General features: G+C 68.0%; 14 protein-coding genes. 5 read left to right on the top strand and 9 right to left on the bottom strand.

Annotated features, from left to right (window positions below):
* Positions 1–22: 22 nt before the first annotated feature.
* The 8 genes from K7W42_RS04295 to K7W42_RS04260 all read right to left on the bottom strand — a co-directional run bounded on the left by K7W42_RS04295 (position 23) and on the right by K7W42_RS04260 (position 10,847).
* On the bottom strand, positions 23–2,206 hold the full coding sequence (locus K7W42_RS04295; RefSeq protein ID WP_224572581.1) for a glycoside hydrolase family 3 N-terminal domain-containing protein: 2,184 nt from the start codon (positions 2,204–2,206) through the stop codon (positions 23–25).
* Entirely contained in the window at positions 2,203–3,813 is a 1,611-nt protein-coding gene (locus K7W42_RS23195) for a glycoside hydrolase family 43 protein (RefSeq protein WP_224572578.1), read from the bottom strand. The genes K7W42_RS04295 and K7W42_RS23195 overlap by 4 nt, the downstream gene beginning before the upstream one ends.
* Positions 3,810–5,186 (bottom strand): GH1 family beta-glucosidase, encoded by a 1,377-nt coding sequence (locus tag K7W42_RS04285; RefSeq protein ID WP_224572577.1) that lies wholly within the window; start codon positions 5,184–5,186, stop codon positions 3,810–3,812. Before K7W42_RS04285 ends, K7W42_RS23195 begins: the two co-directional genes overlap by 4 nt.
* A gap of 85 nt (positions 5,187–5,271) precedes the next feature.
* Positions 5,272–6,513 carry a glycoside hydrolase family protein gene (locus K7W42_RS04280; RefSeq protein ID WP_224572576.1) on the bottom strand — a complete coding sequence of 414 codons (1,242 nt, stop codon included), beginning with the start codon at positions 6,511–6,513 and terminating at the stop codon, positions 5,272–5,274.
* 2 nt (positions 6,514–6,515) lie between these two features.
* The gene (locus K7W42_RS04275) at positions 6,516–7,412 is read right to left on the bottom strand and encodes a carbohydrate ABC transporter permease (RefSeq protein WP_224572575.1); all 897 of its coding nucleotides are present in this window, start codon (positions 7,410–7,412) and stop codon (positions 6,516–6,518) included.
* The gene (locus K7W42_RS04270) at positions 7,409–8,353 is read right to left on the bottom strand and encodes a carbohydrate ABC transporter permease (RefSeq protein WP_224572574.1); all 945 of its coding nucleotides are present in this window, start codon (positions 8,351–8,353) and stop codon (positions 7,409–7,411) included. Before K7W42_RS04270 ends, K7W42_RS04275 begins: the two co-directional genes overlap by 4 nt.
* A 101-nt stretch (positions 8,354–8,454) precedes the next feature.
* Complete coding sequence (locus K7W42_RS04265) at positions 8,455–9,702, bottom strand: ABC transporter substrate-binding protein (protein ID WP_157459797.1); 1,248 nt, start codon at positions 9,700–9,702, stop codon at positions 8,455–8,457.
* A 116-nt stretch (positions 9,703–9,818) separates the two neighbouring features.
* Positions 9,819–10,847: a LacI family DNA-binding transcriptional regulator gene (locus K7W42_RS04260; protein WP_224572573.1), complete on the bottom strand. Its 1,029-nt coding sequence runs from the start codon at positions 10,845–10,847 to the stop codon at positions 9,819–9,821.
* A gap of 442 nt (positions 10,848–11,289) precedes the next feature.
* Here K7W42_RS04260 and K7W42_RS04255 point away from each other — a divergent pair, with 442 nt between their 5' ends.
* The 5 genes from K7W42_RS04255 (at position 11,290) to K7W42_RS04235 (ending at position 17,032) form a co-directional block, all read left to right on the top strand.
* Entirely contained in the window at positions 11,290–12,495 is a 1,206-nt protein-coding gene (locus K7W42_RS04255) for an ROK family transcriptional regulator (RefSeq protein ID WP_224572572.1), read from the top strand.
* Positions 12,495–13,976, top strand: coding sequence for a xylulokinase (gene xylB, locus K7W42_RS04250; protein ID WP_224572571.1), 1,482 nt, complete (start codon positions 12,495–12,497; stop codon positions 13,974–13,976). The genes K7W42_RS04255 and xylB overlap by 1 nt, the downstream gene beginning before the upstream one ends.
* 115 nt (positions 13,977–14,091) lie before the next feature.
* A complete protein-coding gene (xylA, locus tag K7W42_RS04245; protein WP_224572568.1) occupies positions 14,092–15,258 on the top strand; it encodes a xylose isomerase in 1,167 nt (388 codons plus the stop codon).
* Positions 15,259–15,264: 6 nt separating this feature from the next.
* Entirely contained in the window at positions 15,265–16,341 is a 1,077-nt protein-coding gene (locus tag K7W42_RS04240; protein ID WP_224572567.1) for an aldose epimerase family protein, read from the top strand.
* 145 nt (positions 16,342–16,486) lie between these two features.
* A complete protein-coding gene (locus tag K7W42_RS04235; protein ID WP_224572565.1) occupies positions 16,487–17,032 on the top strand; it encodes a GNAT family N-acetyltransferase in 546 nt (181 codons plus the stop codon).
* Here the strand turns inward: K7W42_RS04235 and K7W42_RS04230 are convergent.
* Positions 17,010–19,133, bottom strand: coding sequence for a fimbria/pilus outer membrane usher protein (locus K7W42_RS04230; protein ID WP_224572563.1), 2,124 nt, complete (start codon positions 19,131–19,133; stop codon positions 17,010–17,012). The two genes, K7W42_RS04235 and K7W42_RS04230, sit on opposite strands and share 23 nt — an antisense overlap.
* Position 19,134: the final 1 nt, after the last annotated feature.

The raw sequence follows: 19,134 nt of genomic DNA, 5'->3' as shown, positions 1-19,134 counted from the left end.
TCAGCGCCTTTCCTTTCTCTCTTTACGGCAGAGTAAAGTCGGCTCGGCCGTCGCCTGCAGTCAAAGTGTACGTGCCGGGCAACAGCTCAGGCCGAACGGTTCCGAAGGCGTCTCCCACCCAGGATTGCAGGCGCTCGTTTGGTACGGTCACGGTCACGCGCCGGGTTTCGCCCGCTTTCAGGTCGGCCTGCAGGACCGCCACCGGACGGGCCACTGCTTGCAACGCCCCGCTGGCGGGCAACGCTGCTCGCACCACGAACGTGACGGTGCCCGCACGGCTGCCGCTGTTGGTCAGGGCCGCGCTGAGGGTAACGTCGTCTGGCCGGGCGGTGGCCGTAACCTCCCGCGCCGCCGAGGTCGTGTAGTCCAGGCCGTAGCCCAGCGGGTAAAGCGGCTGCGGCGCCTGGCCTGCGCCTTCGGGCGGTCGGTCGGCGGTCAGGCCCGCCTGCACCGCCGTCTCGGGCCAGGAAAACGGCAGACGGCCCGGAAAGCCTGTGCGGCCGTACAGCGCGTCGGCCAGGGCTGCGCCGCCCTCGGTGCCGGGCAGGTAAGCCATGACCAGACCCGCCAGCTCCACCTGCACGTCGGCCGGCAGCATAATGGGCCGCCCAGCCATCAGGACCGCCACGACTGGTTTGCCAGTGCCCACCAGGTCACGCAGCAGCGTCAGTTGCTCGGCAGGCAGGGTCAGGCTGGGGTTGTTCGCTTCCCACTCGGCGGCGGGCGGCTCGCCCAGGGCCACGACCACCACATCGGCGCCCTTGGCGGCGGCCAACAGCTGGGGGCGTTTGCCTTCGGGCAGCGCGCTGACGGTCACGCCTGCGGGCGCGGTCGCCTTCAGGGCCGGGGCCAGCGTGGTCACGCGCGGCACCTCCCGGACATTGCCCTTGCCCACGCCCTGCCAGTTCACGCTCCAGCCGCCCAGTTGAATGGCGGGGCTGTCCTGGGCTGGCCCAGTCACCAGCACCCGGCCCGCTTTCAGGGGCAGCGTGCCGCGTGGGTTGTCCAGCAGGGTCAGGGTGGCAGCCGCCGCCTTCTTGGCCAGGGCACGGTGGTCTTCTAGCACACCACTGCCGGCCAGCGGCGTTTCGAGCAGCCCCAGCCGCGCTTTGAAGGTCAGGAGGCGCAGGGTCGCCTCGTCCAGGCGGGCAGTGCTGACCTGCCCAGCCGTGACCGCTTCTTTCAGCGCCGCCTGATACGCCTCGACGGTATTGGGCACCATATACACGTCAATGCCAGCATTCACGCTGGCCGCCGCCGCCCGCACCAGGTCCGGTTGGCTGCGGAAAGTGCCCACCAGACGGTCAATATCGTTCCAGTCGCTGACCAGCAGGCCGTTAAAGCCCAGTTCGCCGCGCAGCACATCGGTCAGCAGGGCTTTGGAGGCGTGGACCGGCACGCCGTTGACGCTGCCACTGTTCGCCATGACGCTCAGGGCGCCGGCGCGAATGCCAGCCTGAAAAGACGGCAGGAAGGTTTCGTGCAGCGCCCGCGCGCTGATCTCGGCATTGCCCCGGTCCAGACCCAGCGAGGGCAGCCCGTAGCCGGTGAAGTGCTTGAGGGTCGCCGCCACGCCCTCGCCCTGGAGGCCCGTCACCGCCGCCGCGACCTGATCAGCGACCAGCCACGGCGCCTCGCCAAAGGTTTCGTAGTAGCGGCCCCAGCGGGGGTCCCGGCCCACATCGGCCACTGGGGCAAAGGTCCAGGCGGTGTTCAGGGCGCGCAGGTCGCGGGCCGTGGCCTGCGCCACCTCGCGCGTCAGGGCCGGGTTAAACGCTGCGCCCAGGCCGATGTTGTGAGGAAACAGGGTCGCGGCGGGCACGTTGTTGACCCCGTGAACCGCGTCGGTGCCGAAAACGGCGGGGATGCCCTGCGGAAGGTTGGCGCGGCCCAGGGTGTCCAGCCCCGCCAGAAAATCCGCCCAGCCGCGCGGCGTGTTGGGCTGCGGGGTGTCGCCGCCGCCGTTCAGGAGGCTGCCGGGCTTGAGGGCGCCGAAAGTTTGCGCGGCGTTCGCCGCTATGGGCGCGCTGCGGCCTCCTTCGGTAAAGCGGAAAAAGTGGGCCATCGTGACCTGCCCGATCTTCTCGTCTGTGCTCAGGCGGGCCAGCAGGGCGCGGGCCTGGGCTTCGGCGGTGGCCTGGTCGGTCAGGGCGGCGGCTGAAGACGCCAGGGCGGCGGTCAGCAGCCAGAAGGCGGCGCGGCTCAAGGCGTCTCCGTGTAGTCAGCCCAGTGAAAGGTCGCCGGCTGGCGCTGGCCGCTGAGGTCCTGACAGGCCAGGGCCAGAAAGGTGCCCGTAAAGCTGAGGCCGCCGCAGTGCTCGTCGGACAGTAGACCCGCAGAGAAGGGCGGCCCAAGGTCGGCCCAGTCCCGGCCGGCCTGCCGGTAGGCAAAGGCAAAAGTGGGGCCGCTGTACAGAATCTGTAACTCAACGGCGCCTGGCGCCACCGGCACTTCCTGGGGCAGATGCTCGCGGTAGGTGCCGTTCTCGCACGACACCACGTTGAGGGTGCGGCCCAGTGCCGCGTCACGGCTGAGGCGCAGATAGACCCAGTTGCGGGTGTCGTAATAGGCGCACATCCCGGCCATCTGCTGAAAATCCTGCGGATCAAAGTCAAGCGAGGTGCGCAGGCGGGCGTGCAGGCTTTGCAGGCGCCGTCCGACCAGCGCCGTGTGGTGGCGGCTGTTTAGCGATTCGCGCCCCGGCAGGCGCAGGCCGTCGCCTGTAAGCTCCACCCCCAGGTCGGCGGCCGGCACGCGTAGGGTCAGCCACTCGGAGCGCAGGGCCCCGCTCTGAAAGTCATCACGTTCGGGAACCGTGGGCCAGGGGTGCGGCGTCAGGGCGGGCAGCTCAGCGGTCTGCGCCGGGTGGTGCCCGCCCCCAGCCAGGCGGGGCCATCCATCCTCGCCCCAGATCAGCGGTTGCAGCGCCGTTTCGCGGCCTAGCGGGCACTCGCCTTTCTCTGCCAGCGGGCGGCCACACAGGTGGGCCAGCAGCCACTGGTCGTCCGGCGTCTGCGTGAAGCTGCTGTGCCCGGCCTTCTGAATGGGCAGGCTGGGGTCGTCGGCGGCCGTGAGCAGCGGATTCTCGGGATGCACCTCGTAGGGCCCGTGCAGCGAGCGCGAACGCGCCACCGTTACCGCGTGGTCGTAGCTGGTGCCGCCTTCGGCCGTCACGAGGTAATACCAGCCGCCGCGTTTGTAGACGTGCGGCCCTTCGGTCACGCCCAACTCGGTGCCTTTAAAGATCAGGTCGCGGGGGCCGACCAGCCGCTGCTCGGCCGGGCTGTACTCCTGCAGCACGATGCCGGCAAAAGGGTTGCGGCCAGGGCGGTGGTCCCAGACCATGTTCAGCAGCCACTTGCGGCCGTCGTCATCGTGAAAGAGGCTGGGGTCGAAGCCGCTGCTGTTCAGGTAGACCGGCGCCGACCACGGCCCCTCAAGCTGCTCGGCGGTGGTGAGGTAATTGGGGCTGTCCTTAAAAGCCTCCTGCATGCCCCAGGCTTTGACGTCGGTGTAGATCAGGTGAAAGCGCTCGCCGTCGTGTGACAGGCACGGCGCCCAGATGCCGCCCGAATCGGTGTTGCCGCGCATGTCCAGCAGGGCCGTGCGGTCCAAGGGCCGCGCCGCCAGCCGCCAGTTCACCAGGTCGCGCGAGTGGTAAATGGCCACTCCGGGAAACCACTGGAAGGTGCTGGTGGCGAGGTAATAGTCCTCGCCCACCCGCAGGATGCTGGGGTCGGGGTGAAAGCCGGGTAGGACGGGATTCTGAACGGTCACGGTGGCTGGGGTAGGCGGCCGGACCTCAGCCGTCACACGCCCACCGCCGCGCGCGTCTGTGCCAGAAAGTCGCGGTAGTAGCGCCCCGACGCCTTGAGGGTCCGCGCCTGGGTTTCAAAGTCCACATGCACGATCCCAAAGCGCTTGTCGTAGCCCTCAGCCCACTCGAAGTTGTCCATCAGCGACCAGGCGAAGTAGCCGCGCACCTTCGCGCCGCGCCCCATGGCCTCTTGCATGGCGGCCAGATGGCTCTCCAGGTAGCGGGTGCGGCCCTCGTCGTGCACGGTGCCGTCCTCCGACACCGTGTCGGGGTAGGTCGAGCCGTTTTCGGTGATGTACAGGGCCGGCGGGTTGTAGTCCTTTTGCAGGCGCACCAGCAGGTCGGTCAGGCTTTCGGGGGCCACTTCCCAGTCAAAGCCGGTGTAGTCGCTGCCCTCGGGGCGAATCTGACGGGCGTGCAGCCAGCTGTCGCCAGGGGCGTCCTCCATGACGGCGCGGGTGTACATATTGATGCCCAGAAAGTCGGTCGGGGCGGCAATAGTGGCCTCATCGCCGGGGTGCACCAGGCCGCGCGCCTGGGGGCTGGCTTCGCCCAGCAGCGTCACCATGTCCTGCGGGTAGCCGCGCCCGTACACGGGGTCCAGATACCAGCGGTTCTGAAAGCCGTCCGAGCGCCGGGCGGCGCCCCGGTCCGCGTCGGTGTCCTGGGCAGGGTAAGCGTGGTGCAGATTCAGGGTAATGCCCACCTGCGCGTCCGGCGCGTGCTCCCGGATGCGCGGCACAGCCAGCCCGTGGGCCAGCAGCAGGTGGTGCGACGCCGCGAAACTGTCGGCCAGGTCGGTGCGGCCCGGCGCATGCACTCCGTTGCCGTAGCCCAAGAACGCCGAGCACCACGGCTCGTTCAGGGTAATAAAGTGCCGCACCCGGTCGCCCAGCGCTTCGGCCATCACGGCGGCGTACTCGGCAAACGCTTCGGCGGTGCTGCGCACGGTCCAGCCGCCCTCGTCCTCCAGGGGTTGCGGCAGGTCCCAGTGGTAGAGGGTGGCCCACGGGGTGATGCCGCGCGCCAGCAGGCCGTTGACCAGGCGGTTGTAAAAGTCCACGCCCTCGGCATTCACCTCGCCGCGCCCCTGCGGCAGAATGCGCGGCCAGGCAATGCTAAAGCGGTAGGCGTTGACGCCCAGGCTGGCGATCAGGTCCAGGTCCTCGTCCAGGCGGTGGTAGTGGTCGCAGGCCACGTCGCCGGTGTCGCCGCCGCGCACCTTGCCGGGCGTGGCGCAGAAGGTGTCCCAGATGCTGGGGCCCCGGCCGCCTTCGCAGGCAGCGCCCTCAATCTGGTAGGAACTGGTGGCCACGCCCCAGGTAAAACGGGCGGGAAAGCGGTCGGGGGTGGGGGTGTGGTTGGTCATGTGCAGCTCCGGGGAAGGGGGAAAGTGGTCCGTGAAAAAAGCCTGAGCAGTGAGGTAACGGTGGACCGCCGGGCCTGAGCCCTGCCTACGGCTGCGCTTTGAACACCAGTCGGGTCAGGCTCAGGGGCGGTAGAGCCACGGGGCCGCGAATGTTCAGCGCACGCGGTGGGCGGTCGGCGTTCACGTCTTCGTCGGTGACGGCCTTGGCGCCAATCAGGCTCAGGCCCGGCAGCGTGGCGGTCAGGGGAAGGGTCGAGTCAGCCGTGTTGAGGGCGAAGAGGGTTACGACTGCGCCTTGCTGGGCCGCATGGACCCACACGCGCGGGTCGTCGCTCTGCACGCTGAAGGTCTGGCCCCGGTAGTGCGCCAGTTCGTGAAAGGTGCCGTAGGCAAAGCGCGGAAAACCGGCTTCGTCCAGCAGGCCGTGGTTGCCCGTGCCCATCAGGGCGAAATAGGCCGTGCTGGCGCCAGCAGCCGAAAAGCGCAGGGTGGCTTCGGCCGCCCACAGCCCGCCCACGGCGTCCGAGAGATGCCGGCCCTTGTTGGTGCGCCACGACAGGCCGTATTCGGTCACGGCCATGTTCAGGGGCTTCAGGTGGCCCAGCGGATTGGTGGCCGGGTCGGCCCATAGCGCCCTGACCTGCTCAGCCGAGGTGGTGGCCTGCTCGGCACTGGCCAGCGCCGCCGCCGGGGCCGCGCTGCCGTCGGTGGGGTACAGGTGCCAGGTCACCAGGTCCAGCGCGTCGCCGCACCGGCGAATGACCTCGTTCAGGTACTCGCCGGGGTTGCTGACGGCCGGGCCGGCGATCCGGGCGGCGGGGTCCACCGCCAGAATGGCGGCGCGCTGGGCCCGCACCGTGGCGCAGTACTTCTCGGGGGTCCAGCTGGGGTCGCTGCGGTTGGTGGCGTAGAGGTTCGGCTCGTTGCCAATCTCCCAGTAGGCCACGCGCAGGCCCTTGTCGCGGGCGTCGCGCACCGCCTGGGCCGCGTCGGCCGGGCTGGCTTTGCCCACGCCAGCACGGGTAAACACCCGCGTCTGCACGATCAGGGCCGGCTCGCCCAGCAGGGTCCAGTTGGTTTTCAGGGTCTGTAGGCCCGCCGGGGTCAGGTCGTTTTCGTCGCCCACGTTGCCGCCGGGCCAGCGCAGCAGCGCCGTGTCCAGGGCGCGCAGCTGGGGCAGCGCTTCCACGACCGGCATCCAGTTGCCCAGATTGAAGCCGCTGACCGTGTCCGGGCGGATAGGGCGCGGAGCGTCCGGGCCAGGGGTCACGGTGACGGCCCCGGCCTGGGCCGCCAGCAGCAGAGTCAGCACAGACCGGGCCTTCATCCTCAGTCCTTCACCGCGCCGCTCGTCAGGCCGCTGATCACCTGGCGACTGGCCAGCAGAAACAGAATCAGCAGCGGTAGCACCGTCAGCACCACCATCATCAGGTTGGCGCCCCAGTCCACGTTGATGTTCGTGGCGCCGCCCGTGATTTTGCGCAGCGACAGCGGGAGGGTCATGATGGGCCCGTCGCTGAGTTTCATGATCAGCGCGCCCTTGAAGTTGTTCCACGAGCCCACGAACGTCACCACGCCCAGGGTGGCCAGGATGGGCCGGATCAGCGGCAAGACGACCCGCCAGTAGATGCCGAATTCGGTGGCGCCGTCGATGCGCGCGGCCTCGACCAGTTGCCGGGGCAGGGCTGAACCGATGTACTGGCGCATCAGGAAAATCCCGAAGGCGTTGGCCATGCCCGGCACCCACAGCGCGCGCGGTTCGCCCACCCACTGCAGGAAGTTGTTCATGACCAGGAAGCTGGGGATGTCCATGACCAGCGGCGGAATGAGCATGGTCAGCAGGATGAAGCCGAAGAGAAACCGCTTGCCCCGGAAGTCGTACATGGCAAAGGCAAAGCCCGCCAGGGAGCAGAAAAACAGCGTGGTGAGGGTGGCCATGATGGCGATGTACAGGCTGTTCCAGAAGTGGCGCAGCGCCAGCCCGCCGGTCGCGTCCATCATCTTCTGGAAGTTGCCCACCAGTTGGTCGCTGAACCAGAACTTGGGCGGCACCGAGAACACTTCGGCGCTGGGCAGGGTCGCCCAGACGAACATCAGGTAAAAGGGGATGACCGACAGGAAGCAGGCCAGGCCCACCAGCAGCCACAGCCCGGCGCGGCCCACTGGCAGCCGCAGGCGGGGGCGGCGCGGGGCGGGAACGGCTGTTTTCAGGGGTTGCGTGGTCACGAGCGGCCTCCGTCACGCGAGAAGAGGTAGTTGTTGACCATGCTCAGCACAAAAATCGCCAGGAACAGCAGCCAGCTCATGGCCGAGGCGTAGCCCATGTCCAGGTCGCGGAAGCCGGTGTTGAAGATGTGCATGGCGCTCGTCAGGGCCGCGCCGCCGCTGCCGCCACCCTGGCCGGTCAGAATGAACGGTTCTTCGAACAGCTGCATGTTGCCCACGATGGTCAGCGTGAAGGCGTAGAACATCATGGGGCGCAGCAATGGCAGGGTAATGAACCGGAATTTCTGCCACGCGCTGGCACCGTCCACCGTGGCGGCCTCGTAGACATCCTCGCTGATGGCCTGTAGCCCCGAGAGATACAGAATGACGTTCCAGCCCACGTAACGCCAGAACACCACCGTCGCCACCGAATACGGCACCAGTTCCGGCTGTGCCAGCCAGCGCACCGGGTCCAGGCCCACCAGGCCCAGCACGTAATTCAGCAGCCCCAGGCGCTCGCTGTACAGCATGCCGAACACGATGGTGATGGCCACCGCGCTGGTGATGTACGGCAGAAACAAGACCGTGCTGATGGCCCCCTGCCAGCGGCGCAGAAACTGGTGAATCACGAAGGCCAGCGGCAGCGCCACCAGATGCTGCGGCACGCCGGCCAGCAGGCCAATCCAGACCGTGTGTTTCAGGGCCACCCAGAACTGGTCGCGGGCGTCCAGCGCGAGCTGAAAGTTCTCGAAGCCCACGAACTTCCAGTTCCCCAGCCCGTCTAACGGATTCCACAGGTGAAAGGCCAGAAACAGGCTGAACAGCAGCGGAAACAGGCCGAAGATGGCGAACAGGATGAAAAAGGGGCTGGTAAAGACGTAGGGCGCGAGGCGCTGCTGAAAGCGGGTGTAACTCCAGCGCCGACTTTCCGCAGGGCGGGCCAGCGGGGCACGGTATGACATGGGGCATTCCTTTGATAACAGGGGTGGGGGCCAGACCAGCGCCCCCACCTTGACGTGTTCCTGCACTCCGCCGGGTCAGGGGCGGTGCGGCCTGGCGCGGCTTAGCGGGCGCGGCGCAGAATCTGCACGCGGGCGTCGGCCAGGGCCTGCTTGATGTCCTTGCCCTGCTCCAGCACGTTGGTCAGCTCGGTCTGCATAATCTGGTCGGCCACACTGTCGTACTTGTTCACGTCAATCGGCTGGGTCTTGGCGGCGGCGTCACGCCAGATCACGCGGGCCTTCTGGCCGCCCAGGAAATCCACGGGCTCGCTAAAGGCCTTGTCCTTTTGCGCGGCCAGCAGCGCAGGGAAAGCGCCGTTGTCACGGAAAGCCGTGATCTGCGACTGCTGGTTCAGGGTCATGAACTTGATAAATTCCCAGGCCCAGGTCTTGTTCTTGGCCTTGCTGGGAATGGCGTAGAACGAGCCGCCCCACGAGGCAAAGCCGCGCTCGGGCAGGTTCTGCACGCGCCACAGGCCCTTGGTGTCCGGCGCCATCCAGTTTTGCAGCGCGCCCTGCAGCCAGGCGCCGCTGAACTGCGTGGCCACGGTGCCCTTTTTAAAGGCGTCGTACCACTCGTTGCTCCACTCGCCGATCTTGGCGTCCAGGCCGGCGTCGCGTACCTGCTTACTCAGGGTCATGGCGCGCACGAAACGGGCGTTGTCAGGGCCGACAAGCAGGTTGTTGTTCTTGTCGAAGTAGATGCCCTCGCCGCTCTTGAGGTTGGTGCGGATAATCACGTTGTAGACCGAGGCGGCGGTGTTCACCAGGTAGGCGCCGGTCTTGGCCTTGATGGTCTTGCCGGACGCGATGTACGACTCCCACGAGCGCTGCATGTTCACGGGGTTGACGCCAGCCTTGTCCAGCACGTCCTTGCGGAAGAAGAAGGTGCCGGGGCCGATGTCGGTCGGCATGGCGATAAAGCGGCCATCGGCGCTGGTGGCCTGCGCAATGGTAAAAGGCGTGAACAGCTTCTTGGAGGCCACCGCGCTGTAGGGCGCCTTGTTCAGGTCCTCTAGGCCCTGGCCTTCCGCGAACTTGCCCACGTAGCCGATTTCCAGCGCCATCACATCGGGCAGTCCCTGGCCCGTGGCCAGCGCGGTGGTCATGGCGTTGTGGTGGTCGGCGAATTCCTGCGCCTGCAGCTTAATGGTGACGTTGGGGTGCAGCTTCGTCCACGCCGGAATAATCGCCTTGATGGCGCTGTCCAGGCTAGGGAAGGCGGCCACCGTCAGCGTGACTTTTTCCTGGGCGTTGGCCTGACCCAGCAGCAGGGCGGCGGCGAGAGCGGACACAAGGGCTTTTTTCATGGGTGACCTCCGGGGTCGTGAAAGCGCTTTCAAATGAGGGACAGGTTTAGGCGGAAGGGCAAGACGAAAAGGTAAGGGCGCCGCCAGCGGAAAGCAGGACTAACCAGCGGGGCCGGTCATGCCTGGGCCTCCGCCGGAGATGGGGACGGTGGCGGCGCGGTCGAGTCGCGCACCACCAGTTCGGGGGTAAAGAGTTGACGGTTCACCGGCTGACCGGCGAGCAGATTCAGTGCCTCGCGGGCGGCCACTGTCCCAATGTCGTAAATGGCCTGGCGCACGGTGGTCAGGGGCGGAGTCATCAGGCTGGAGGTCACCACGTCGTCAAAGCCGGTCAGTGACACGTCTCCAGGCACCTGCCGCCCCGCGCGGTACAGGGTCAGGCGGGCACCCAGAGCCATCTGGTCGTTGGCGCAGGCCAGGGCGGTAAAGGGTAAGCCGGTGTCCAGCAGGCGCTGGGCGGCCAGTCGCCCGCCGTCTTCGGTGTAGTTGCCCACCTGAATCAGGCCGTCTGGGACCGTCAGGCCCGCCGCATGCAGCGTGCCCAGGAAGGCGTGGCGGCGCTCCAGGGCGTCACTCTGGCGCTCGGCGCCGCTGATGTAGGCGAACTGGCGGTGGCCCAGCGAGAGCAGGTGCTGCGCCACCAGCCGCATGCCCGCTGCGTTGTCCAGCACGATGCAGCACTCGGACAGGCCCCGCACCTCGCGGCCCACAGCAATCAGCGGCACGCGGCGGGCCACATGCTGCAGGATTTCGTCGTCCAGAATGCCGCCCAGCAGAATCACGGCGTCCACCCGGCGGGCCAGCAGCACGTCTAGGGCTTCTTGCTCGCGCTCGGTGCGCCACTGGCCGCTGATCACCAGAGGGTGATAGGGCGTGTCGTCCAGGGCCGCTTCAATGCCCGCCAGGGCTTCGCCGTAAAAGGTGGAGTGCAGGCTGGGGGTAATCACGCCGATGCTGAGGCTGCGCCCACCGGCCAGTGCCTGGGCCTGCGGATTGGGCCGGAAGTTCAGGCGGGCAATCACGGCCTCAACCCGCACCCGTTTTTCTGGCGTCACGTTGGCCGTGCCGTTCAGAATGCGCGAGACGGTGCTGGGCGAAACGCCCGCTTCACGCGCCACATGCGCCAGGGTGACAGGTTCGAGCATAGACACAGGGCTGCTCCTTCAGTTGCAGGCCACAGTCGCCTGCACTTCATGGGTCTTTAAGGTGACTGAAGCGTAAACCTATCTGAAAGCGCTGTCAAGCTGATTCAAGACGGCAAATGAGCGGAAACTGGGCTGAAAAGGGCAAATGTTGCCTCAGAAACAGTGTTTTTGACCCGTAGCTCGCTGTGTGGCTGAAAGCTGTTCGTAGATCGAAAATACAAAAGTGCAAAGAGGCCTTATTTGCAAGGCGGCGGGCAAGGGGCAGAAATGCTCGGAGATTGCAAGCGGTGTTCTCTGCACTCAAGTGCTGGCAGCACGGCTCCATTGCTCCGAAACCAGGAACGGTCATTCTCCTCCTCCTCCTCCCTCTTGACTGGCATTCACCGGCCCTTTACTCTCCTGTTGGTTAACTCTTTTTACTTTTGAGCCCACTGGAGGCTTTATGTCCGTGATGCCCACGGGCGGCGATCAGCCGTACCTCAAACACCTGAACCGTTCGGCCATCTTGAATCTGTTGCGGCGCACCCCAGGCCTGAGCCGCGCCGACCTCGCGCTGCGCACCGGCCTGACCAAGGTGACGGTAGGCAGTCTGGTGGGCCAGCTGCTGTCTGAGGGCTGGCTGCACGAAGGCGACCTGCAACAGGGGCTGGTGGGCCGCCCTGGGCGTCAGCTGCGCCTGAACGACAGCGGGCCGGTGCTGCTGGGCGCCGAGGTGGGCGTGCTGGGGGTGCGGGCGGTGGCCTGCACGCTTTCGGGCGACATTCTGGCCTCGGCGCAGCATCAAGTGCCCACCAGCACGCCGCAGCAGGCCGTAGAGACCCTGGCCGAGCTGCTGGCCACGCTGCGGGCCGATCCCGCCGTGCAGGGCCGGCTGCCGCTGGGGCTGGGAGTGGCGCTGCCGGGGCCGGTGGACCCCAGCGGCGAGCGCCTGCTGTACGCCCCCAACCTGGGCTGGGAAGACGTGCCGTTTCTGGATTTGTTGGACCCGCATCTGCCGCCCTTGCCGGCCGGCTGCACTCTGGACAACGAGGCCAACGCGGCAGCCTTTGGCGAAAGCTACCTGCGCGCGGGGCCCGAGCCGGAACTGCTGGCGTATATCAGCCTGGGCAGCGGGGTCGGCGCGGGCCTGATCGGCCGTTTGGGCGGCAGCCCCGACGTGCTGCGCGGCGCGCACGGGCTGGCCGGCGAATTGGGGCACACGGTGGCGCAGCCGGGCGGCCTGTACTGCCACTGCGGCAACCGGGGCTGCGTGGAAACCCTGCTGGGCGGCTGGGCCATTCGCGCGGCGCTGGGCCTGAATGTGCAAGAAGCCCTGGACGTGGCGCTGGCCCCCCGGCTGCGCGAGGCGGCGGTGGGCGTCACCCTGCAGCGCGCGGGCGAGGCCCTGGGGCTGCTGCTGGTCAACCTGCACCACACCCTCAACCCCAGCGACATTGTTATTGGTGGGGCCCTGACCCGGCTGGGCGGGCCCCTGATCGACACCGCGCTGGACTTTTACGCCGCCCACCGCCGCCGCCCCGGCACGCCCGCCGTGCGGGTGGAGGTGCAGCCGGACAGCTTGCTGCTGCCCGCACGCGGCGCGGCGGCGCAGGTGCTGGCGCGCGCCATTGCGGCTCCGGCCACGGCTGCCGCCGGGGGGGCCGCGTAATGGCGGCCCGACTACCTGTGACCCTGGGTGCTGACCTGGGCACCAGCGGCGTCAAGGTGGTGGCCCTGAGCGCCGGGGGCGAGGTCGTTGCCGAGCGCACCCACACCTACCCGCTGCTGACCCCGCGCCCCGGCTGGACCGAGCAGCGCCCGGAGGACTGGTTGACCGGTACCCGCGCCGCTCTGCGTGAGCTGGCCGACGATCTGCGTGCCCTGGGCGCCGAGCCGCTGGCCCTGGGCCTCAGCGGCCAGATGCACGGTCTGGTGCCCCTGAACGCGGCGGGCGAAGTGCTGCGGCCCGCCCTGCTGTGGAACGACCAGCGCACCGGCGCACAGGTGGGGGCCATAGAAGCCCGCCTTCCCCGCGCTGAGCTGGTGGCGCGCACTGGCAACCGCGCCGTCACCGGCTTTCAGCTGCCCAAGCTGCTGTGGCTGCGCGACGAGGAGCCCGGGGTGTTTGCCCAGGTGCGGCGCGCGCTGCTGCCCAAGGATTACCTGGGGTACGCCCTGACCGGCGTGCCGACCACCGAGCCCAGCGACGCCAGCGGCGTGGGCGCCCTGAATCTGGCGCGCGGCGCCTGGGACCTAGACGTGCTGGCCGAACTGGGCCTGGACGCCGCGCTGTTTCCAGAGGTCCGCCGCTCGACCGACGTGGTGGGCCACCTGCGCGCCGACTGGGCCGCCGCCACTGGGCTGCCCGAAGGCCTACCGGTCGTGGCGGGCGGCGGCGACAACGCCGCGGCGGGGGTGGCTCTGGGCCTGACCGCCGCGCGGCCCGGCGTGGGTAGCCTGAGCCTGGGCACGTCTGGCGTGGTCTTTGCGCCCCTGGCCCAGCCCACCCCTGACCCGGAGGGCCGGGTGCACCTGTTTGCCCACGCCGACGGCGGCTTTCACCTGCTGGGCGTGACCCTCTCGGCGGCGGGGTCGCTGGAGTGGCTGCACAGCAAATTGGCGCCTGAGGTGCCGATTGCCACACTGCTGGATGAAGCCGCCGCCGTGCCCCCTGGCGCCGAGGGCGTGACCTTCCTGCCCTACCTGGCGGGCGAGCGCAGTCCCCTGATGAATCCAGCGGCCCGCGCGGCGTTTACGGGCCTAAGCCTGGCCCACGGGCGGCCCCATCTGGTGCGGGCGGTATTGGAAGGCTCGGTGGCGGCGCTGGCCGACGCATATGCCGTGATGCGCGGCCTGGCGCCGCTGGACACCTTGCTGTCCACAGGGGGCGGCGCCCGCAGCGACCTGTGGCTGGGCCTGGCCAGCGGCGCGCTGGGTCTGCCGGTGCAGCCCACGGCCGCCCGCCCCGGCGCGGCCCACGGCGCAGCCATTCTGGCGATGCCCGCCGCCGGCCTACACCCCACCCTGAATGCGGCTCTGGACGCTACCCGCCCGGCGGCTCTGCCGGCTGTGGCCCCTCTGGAGATGACCGCCGCTCTGGCTGCCTACGCCGGCACAAGGGAGGCATTGTTTCCGGTGCAGCCGGGCTAAGGCACCTCCTTTCTTGCGGCGCCAGGCTCTCTGCTCTGCCCCTCTGGGGAGTGGGTTAAGGCCAGTCCCACTTCTCTCCATCACCCATCACCTTTCACCCAGCCAAGGAGCCCCTATGCCCAGCTACACCCCCACCCCCGCTGACCGCTTTACCTTTGGCCTCTGGACCGTGGGCAACCCCGGCCGCGACCCCTTTGGCGAGGCCACCCGCCCAGCCCTGAATGCCCCCTACCTGGTGCGCAAACTGGCCGAACTGGGCGCCTACGGCGTCAACCTCCACGACAACGATCTGGTGCCTATTGACGCCTCAGCGGCGCAGCGAGACGCGATTGTCGGAGAGTTCAAGGCGGCCCTGTCGGACACCGGCCTGGTCGTGCCGATGGCCACCACCAACCTCTTTTCCGACCCAGCGTTCAAGGACGGCGCCTTTACCAGTGCCGACGCCCGCGTGCGGGCCTACGCCCTGCACAAGACGATGCACTCCATGGACCTGGGCGCCGAGCTGGGCGCGCAGACCTACGTGCTGTGGGGCGGGCGCGAGGGCACCGAGGTGGACGCCGGCGGCAAGCTGCTGGACGCCCTGGCCTGGTTCCGGGACAGCCTGAATTACCTGGCCGAATACAGCGAGGCCCAGGGGTACGGCTACCGCTTCGCCCTGGAGCCCAAGCCCAACGAGCCGCGCGCCGACATCTTCCTGCCCACCGTGGGCAGCGCCCTGGGATTTATCACCACGCTGGACCAGCCAGACCTGTTCGGTCTGAACCCCGAGTTCGCCCACGAGACGATGGCAGGGCTGTCGTTCCCGCATGCGGTGGCACAGGCGATTGACGCCGGGAAGCTCTTTCACATCGATCTGAACGATCAGAAGATGGGCCGCTTTGACCAGGACCTGCGCTTTGGCGCCGAGAATCCCAAGGCCGCCTTTTTCCTGGTGAAACTGTTGGAAGACACGGGCTACGCCGGGCCCAAGCACTTTGACGCCCACGCCCTGCGCACCGAGGACGAGGCCGGCGTCTGGGCCTTTGCGCGCGGCTGCATGCGCACCTACCTGATTCTGAAAGAGAAGGCCGCGCAGTTTGCCCAGGACGCCGAGATTCAGGCAGCGGTGGCGGCCTACCGCGTAGAGGACGCCGAGCTGAGTGCCCTGACGGGTACCTTTTCCCCGGAAAACGCGGCCGCCCTCAAGGCGCGCACCTTTGACCGGGCAGCGCTGGGGGCGCGGGGCCCCGGCCTCGAAGCTCTAGACCAGCTGACCATGGAACTGCTGCTGGGTGTACGCTAGGCGCAGATGAGCGCCGCCGGCACACTGGACACGCGCCGCTGGGGCGTGGCGCCCGGTGGCCAGGAGGTGTGCCTCTACACCCTGAGCTTGCCGGGCGGCGCACAGGTCACCCTGACCAATTTTGGCGCGACCCTGGTGGGGGTGCAGGTTCCGGACCGTGAGGGTGTGCTGGGCGATGTGGTTCTGGGCCATGAGCAGCCCGAAGGCTACTTTTCCCACGACACTTCGCCTTATCTGGGCGCCACTGTGGGGCGCTACGCCAACCGCATTGCAGGTGGACGCTTTGTGCTAGATGGCCGGGTGGTTGAGCTGCCCCTCAACGATGGGCCCCATACCCTGCACGGCGGGCCACGCGGCTTTGATCTGCGGCTGTGGCAGGCGCGGCCTGTCCTGACCCCGCAAGGCCCGCAGGTGACATTTTCTCGCCTGAGCCCGCACGGTGAAGAAGGCTTTCCTGGCACCATGCGCGTCTGGGTCACGTACAGCCTGACCGCCGACCCGCACCCCACCCTGGCTCTGACTTACCGCGCCGAGACCGACGCGCCCACGGTGGTCAATCTGACCAACCACACCTACTGGAACCTGAGCGCCGCCCCACGGTCACTGGTGCTGGACCACGACCTGACGCTGCACGCCGATCACTACACCCCGGCCCTCGCTGGCGGTATTCCGACTGGTGAGGTGCGGGCAGTGGGGGACACGCCGCTGGACTTCCGCGCCGGCCAGCGGCTGGGAGAAGCTATGGCGCGTCATGCGGCTGAGCTGCCCGGCGGCTACGACCACAACGTCGTGGTGCGGGGGCCGGCCGGGACGCTGCGCCCAGCGGCGGTGCTGCGTCATCCGGCCAGCGGCCGTGAATTGACCGTGGCCACCACTGCCCCAGGCCTCCAGGTGTACACCGGCAATTTTCTGGACGGCGCCGTGACTGGCAAAGGCGGTCAGGTGCATGCCCGGCACGCGGCCGTCTGCCTGGAAACGCAGCATTTCCCCGATTCGCCCAACCAGCCTGACTTCCCCTCAACCCGCCTGAATCCCGGCGAGGTTTACGAGTCGCAGACCACCTTCACTTTCCGCACGCGCTAACAGCGGTCTTTCTGTATAGAGCTGGGGAGCTAGTCGCAACCATCCACGCCAAGAAGGCCGCCGTTCGCGGAAGTCTGCTCGGCCCACCACAGAGGAGAAGGAATAGGGCGGCGATAGGCTCTGCTGGAAGGGCTACAGTCGGCCTATGCGCCACGACCTCACGTTCAGCAGCGGGCCCTATACCCTGCGCCCCCTGCAGGAGAGCGATCAAGCGCCGCTGATGCTGCTGGCCCAGGCCAACGCGGCCGAGTACGCGCAGATGATCACGCCGCCCATGCTGGAGCGCTACTACCTGGGGGCCCTGAACGCTGAGGACCAGCGGCCGTTTGTGGCCATGGTGGACGGCGTTTACGCTGGGGCGACCCGGTATATGGAGATGCGCCTGGCCCACCGCCGCCTGGAAATCGGCAGCACCTGGCTGGCGCCGGCTCACATGCGTACGCCCGCCAACCGCACCTTCAAGCGGCTCTTGCTGGGCCACGCCTTCGAGACCCTGGGCGCGTTGCGCGTGGAAATCAAAACCGACCTCCTGAATCTCCGGTCTCAGCGGGCCATTGAGGGCCTGGGGGCGGTGCGCGAGGGGGTGCTGCGCCAGCACATGCCGCGCCTGGATGGCAGCCAGCGCGACACGGTCCTGTATTCCATCGTAGCGGCCGAGTGGCCAGCGGTCAGGGCGCGGCTGGGGGGGTAAGGGGCACGCAGGTGGCGGTCTCGGTGCCGGGGGTCAGGACGGCCTGACAGGGGGGGCGGCCCGCCTCTTCTTCGGTGACCTGCACGGTCAGCGGCGTGCTGAAGGCAGGCACCAGCGCCCAGCCATCGTCGTCTGTGGTGGGGCCGCCGGTCAGGGCCAGCTGGGCGTATTTCAGCGGCGTGCCGTCGGGGTGGAGGAGGCGCACCCAGGCGAAGCGCTCGAAGTTCTTGCTCCAGTCCAGGACAGTCACGCCGTGCGCGGCCAGGGTCAGCTCACGGCGTTCCTCACGCACGCTGACTGTGACGGGCAGGGCCTCAAAATCGGGCGTGACACTGACAGAACGCAGGCCGGCCCCCAGCAGCACCAGCGCCTCGCCGCGCGCATCTGTCACCACGCGCGTGTTGTTGACCAGAAGCGGCACACCCGGCGACCCTACACGCACCAGGATGCCTGGCCCTGGCTCGTCTGGCGTGATGTACACACGGCCTCCGACCCAGGCGACGCCGGCGTCGCCGGACACGCCCCACTCGCCAGCGGTGGAAACGTTGGCTGACAGCCGCACCTGACCATCGTAGTCGTAGCCCAGCCGGGCAAACCGTTCTTGAGCGGTGGTCAGCTGCGCCGCTGCACTGATCGTGTGCTCAGGCGTTGGCTGATAGCGCACCTGGGTTCTCACACCGCTCAGGCCTGTGCTCTGAGAGCCGCCCTGTGATTCGGCCGCTGTGATGACATTGACGGTCGGGAGAGGGTTCCAGGTCACGCCGAGCCCAACTTTCCACCCCACCTGGCCGCTGGATGAAGTGACGCTGCCGTCCAGCGCCGCCGCCCACTGGTCGTTGATCCGGTTATTCACAGTCAGGCCCGCCAGATACTGGGCATTGCCCGGCGCCGCTTGCAGCCGCCCCGAAACGCTGTAGCGGGGTTGTGTCCAGATCACCTGAGCCCCCAGCGCACTGGCCCTGAGGTTCAGGGGCAGGGCCCGCACAGTTCCGGTGACCCGCCAGGCGTCGCGAACATAGGTGGCGTCAGCGTTCAGGGCGGCCTGGTCCGGCTGGCTGGCGTCATATTCAGCGCCTAACCCAGCATTGAGCTGCGGCTGAACGTACCGGGTGGCCACCTTCGCCGTCCAATTTTCACGGGTCACCGTGGCTTGCCCTGAGAGGCTCCAGCGATCAGATAGCCCGTAGACCGCAGTGGCACGTGCGGCGGGCTGGGTGCCCAGCAGTCCAGCTTCAGCCTGCGCCGCCAGGGCGCGGGCCGTGACGACCACCTCGGCGGCTGTGTAACGCCGGAGCTCGGTGCGCAGGCCGGTGCCGTCGCGGACCGTGAATTCCAGGACGCCTTCGGGGGCGCTCACGGGAATGTTGCGCAGCGACAGGTTGCCTGCGCGGGCCCGCAGTCTTGGCAGGGCTTCGCCGTTAATAACCAGATCCACATCGGCATCCAGGGGCAGGGCCAGCACGACTTCGGGCAGGCGGTAGGCGCGGGTGTCACCCACCGTCACCCGAAGGCCGCTGATGCGCTGCGGGTCCAGGGTCGTCTCGCCTTCGTTCAGGCGGGCGTAGGCTTGCAGGCCCGCCGAGAGGTGCTCGCTGAAGTCATAGGTGGCCTGGACCTCGCCCTGCCACTGCGACTGGGTCTGGCCGTCTGTCACCGCGCCTACCTCGCTGACCGCCGCGCTGGCCTGCACCTGCCCTACCTGCACACCAGCACGCACCGCCGCGTTATGACTGATGGTGGCGGGTACGCCCGTAAGCCCGGCCGGCGCGGGAAAGCGGTTCACGCCGCCACGGGCACTCAAGGTGACCAGAGGCAGCGTGGGGTCCGTCACGCCAGCCGCTCCGGCCTGCGCCCCCAGATCCAGGGTGTTGCCCGGCAGGAGGTCCAGACGGGCCCGGATATCCAGGGTCAGTTCGGCGGCGTTGTACCGACTCTCCAGGCGGGGATCGAGACGCACGAAGGGGCCGTCATCGCACGTGACCTGCTCGGCGATGTAGCCCGCTTCTGACTCACCCAGAATGGATGGCGTCACCCACAGGTCAGTGGGGCGGACCAGAATGAGCGCGCCGCCACGTGCCTCGCCGTTGACAATGGTGTCCACG

This window comes from Deinococcus betulae, assembly GCF_020166395.1.
GTDB lineage: Bacteria > Deinococcota > Deinococci > Deinococcales > Deinococcaceae > Deinococcus > Deinococcus betulae.
Note: the sequence above shows the minus strand (reverse complement) of the source record. Positions and strands in the feature narration are given on the sequence as shown.